The organism is Zooshikella ganghwensis DSM 15267 (genome assembly GCF_000428585.1).
GTDB lineage: Bacteria > Pseudomonadota > Gammaproteobacteria > Pseudomonadales > Zooshikellaceae > Zooshikella > Zooshikella ganghwensis.
Genome location: NZ_AUAF01000270.1, coordinates 1 through 3,447, shown reverse-complemented (window position 1 = coordinate 3,447; position 3,447 = coordinate 1). Strand labels below are relative to the sequence as shown.

The window sequence follows — 3,447 nt, the reverse complement described above, 5'->3', positions numbered from 1 at the left end:
GTATAAGTGATGACTTTATTAAATTAACACCCAATGACGCTGACACTTTAATTAATCAACTCGCGATGGCTGCTTGATGGCCAAAGTCGAGTTATATACAAATTGACACTATTGCCCGAGTTGAGCGCGGCCATCATCATACTTTATGGAATCGTGTTAAAGGCTACCAGCCTGTGTTATTAGACAAATTACAGCGAAAGCGTGAAATATTTGAACACTGGTATCATGCTGCAGCTTATTTACCGATATCCGACTTTCGTTACTGCCAGATTAAAATGCAACAAATGATCGATAATGAAAAAGACTGGCATGAGCAGGCCAAAAAAATCAAGGCTGAAGTGCTGGCGCGCATCACTGCTGAAGGACCGTTGCAGTCAAAAGATTTTGAAGACAAAAAACACAGTGCTGGACAATGGTGGGATTGGAAACCAGCAAAACGTGCACTGGAGTTGTTGTTTTTACAGGGCAAGCTTATGGTCGAACGCCGTGTTGGTTTTCAAAAAGTCTTTGACTTGACCGAACGTGTGTTGCCATCCCATATTGATACATCGATGCCGACTCAAAGTGAATATGCGCAGTACCTCATCAAAAGTTATCTAAAAGCCAATGGTTTGGGTAATGAAACGGAGTTCGGTTATTTGCGTACAGGGATGCAAAAGTATATTAAACAGCAGGTTGAACAGCTGCTTAAAAAGGGTGAAATCATCAAGGTAAAACTCGGTGATAACCACTGTTATACAGATAAAAAAAGCTTGTCATTACTCGATAAACGAATGCCCAAAGCCCAGGTAAAACTTCTTTCACCATTTGATAACCTGGTGATTCAACGAAAACGATTGAGCAAGTTGTTCGGTTACAATTATCAGCTTGAATGCTATTTAAAAGAAGCGGATAGAAAGTTTGGGTATTTTTGCTTGCCAATACTTTGGGGCGATGAGTTTGTTGGCCGTCTTGATGCTAAAGCCGATAGGAAAAACAAAATCTTGCTCATCTATAACCTCTATATCGAATACCCTCCGATAGACACACAATCTTTTGTTGATTCATTAAAGTCCGCCTTAGACGCCTACGCCGAATTTAATCAATGCCTAAGCTGGCAGCTGCAGAAATGCGATCATAAGGAAATTAGCTATTATTTACTGAAGTCTTAAGCCTCAATCACGGCTAAAATAGTTTGGTTTTGAAAAAGATAAGCAACTACTTTGAGAAACAGCAATATGGATGAGAGAGATCAGAAAGCACTTGATAACATTGAAAGGTACGGATGTCATATACTTCATGTTATCGAAGGCACTGTTTGTTAATAATGATATGTAGGGAAATATGGCGATAATTTCTAGAACTATGGCTTGCTTAAGAATCATAGGAGACGATTTAATTCCAGCTGATATTACTGGTAAGCTTGGTTGCGAACCAACTCACCAGATGATCAAAGGTGAGCCGTTCTCATGGAATGCAAATGGTAACCCTCGTATTGCAAGGTCAGGCATGTGGTGGCTTGAGGCTAAGGAAAGAGAACCAGGTGATCTAGATTCACAAGTATCTCGTAGCAACTCCTGAAGAACTGCGGCACATTGCGAAGTTTCTGGAAAGTTGTGCAAAAGGGATAGAGGCTCACGGAAATTTATGGGAGCATGAACATCTTTCAAATAAGGATCACTACTTCAATAACTCCCCTCAATTTGTTGTGTTTAATCCAGAACTCTAATCAAGTAAAAGCTGCTCCCCAGCCATCTCACTGGATAGCAGTAACCATAAAGCCTACAATGAGGTTATGTTTGCGTAAGTGTGATGCTCATTAGTAGTTATGTGTAATTGATATGAGTAAGCTAAGCAACACACTTTGAACTAAAACCTCGATATCGCTTATTTTTCACCTCTCTTGGTGAATATAAAGGTCAAGGAGTGAGTATGCGCGAAATACTAGCAGCAATAGCATTTTTTTTTACATTATGGGCAATGTACAAGCTATTATTCGGCAATAAAGATGAACTTATCGAGTGCATAAAGTTTTGGTTTACTCCTGATATCGTTAGCATGTTTCGTGGTAATTATTGGGAAGATCATTGGGCTGAATTTAAACTATTTATTTGGTTAGGTAGTGCTACGGCAGTTGCTTATGGTGTGTATCATTTATAAATCATATTTTGCTTCTTCAAGCAATATGCAAGATCGTAACCGGCTAAGACTAGCCTACTTGCTGAATGCCTTTAATTATAAGGCCTATAATGAGGTTAGGTTGTTATACTAGAGTGACGTTTATTATTAGTTGACTTTTATGAGGTTCGAGTGGTTGAAATCCCAGATTTAAGCGATCAAGTATATGCTCCTGATTTACATGAAGGTGTTAAAGTTTGTTCAGTAGGATGGTTGGGAAATACAGTGCCTTCCAGGGGAAGTGTATCTATTGAGGTAATTGATATCTTAAAGCATCTTGACGCTTTTCATCATGTTGATGATGGTGATCTGGGTATGCATAGTTGTGCGCTGTGTGATTCAGATAAAAAGTTCCATGGTGAGATTTGGGTCGAGGTTGACGGTATAAGGTACGTACTTCCAAGCGCTATTATCCACTATATTCAAGAACATCATTATAAGCCGCCTGATGTCTTTATTAACGATCTGAAAAAGTATTGGGAATCAGAGGCCTGTGATAGTTGTAAAAATGGTACCTGTTCGGAAATCGATCAAGAAAAAAGCGGCAGGCCGAGATTGGAAAAAAAAGTTGAAATTTCAAAAAAATGGTGGAAATTTTGGGGTTGAGATCATCAGCTAAGCTCTGTTTTCCAGTCAGCCAGCTAGGTGGTATGTACAATAAAGCCTACAATGAGGTTGGATTTTGCTCTAGAGTGGCGTTTATTGGTTGGTATGCTGAAATATGAGAATAACTTAATGTACCAGTGGTTTGTAAAACAAGGTCGAATTGGGATCGTCAGAGATAGGAATCCATATAGAGCCTTAATTTATTTGTTTTTTTCTGTGCTGTTTCAATACTAATCTTAAATGAACGAATAAAAAAATTAGAAAAAGTAAATGATAACAAATATTAAAAATACGACTTTCTGTGCCCACAAATGTGGGCTTTTTTATTTCTCCGAGTAAATTTTAAAAGGCACAAGTAGTATATCAGTGGCTACTGATGTATGTGCTGGTGCCCTTAGTGCGCCTTCCCCACCCCAGAATACTAACCCCACTCGAAAAAAGTTCCGATAATCTATGTTATCGGAAGTTTTTGCGGCTGAAATGTTGCGAAATGGCTGAAATCAGGGAGTAAGAAGATCCTGTTGATATTCAGCTAAGTCTTAGCTAAGCTGTATATATTCTCAATAGTGAGGTATGAATGATGGATGTTATCTCAATGCACCAGGCTAAAAGCTCTTTGTCCCAGCTCGTTGCGCGAGCAGAGAAAGGGGAAACTATCCTTATTGGTGCCTATGGCAAGGTACA

Annotated in this window: 4 protein-coding genes; all 4 read left to right on the top strand. The window is 39.1% G+C overall.

What is annotated here, in order from left to right; all coding sequences use genetic code 11:
* Positions 1-95: 95 nt before the first annotated feature.
* The 4 genes from F607_RS31925 (at position 96) to F607_RS0125665 (ending at position 2,763) form a co-directional block, all read left to right on the top strand.
* On the top strand, positions 96-1,151 hold the full coding sequence (locus tag F607_RS31925) for a winged helix-turn-helix domain-containing protein (RefSeq protein WP_338112650.1): 1,056 nt from the start codon (positions 96-98) through the stop codon (positions 1,149-1,151).
* Positions 1,152-1,323: 172 nt separating this feature from the next.
* Positions 1,324-1,560 carry a DUF4279 domain-containing protein gene (locus tag F607_RS31920; RefSeq protein WP_051311837.1) on the top strand — a complete coding sequence of 79 codons (237 nt, stop codon included), beginning with the start codon at positions 1,324-1,326 and terminating at the stop codon, positions 1,558-1,560.
* A 351-nt stretch (positions 1,561-1,911) separates the two neighbouring features.
* Positions 1,912-2,139: a hypothetical protein gene (locus tag F607_RS0125670; protein WP_211233710.1), complete on the top strand. Its 228-nt coding sequence runs from the start codon at positions 1,912-1,914 to the stop codon at positions 2,137-2,139.
* A gap of 150 nt (positions 2,140-2,289) precedes the next feature.
* Positions 2,290-2,763, top strand: a complete 474-nt coding sequence (locus tag F607_RS0125665) for a DUF7919 family protein (RefSeq protein ID WP_027710299.1) — start codon at positions 2,290-2,292, stop codon at positions 2,761-2,763.
* The last annotated feature ends 684 nt before the right edge of the window (positions 2,764-3,447 follow it).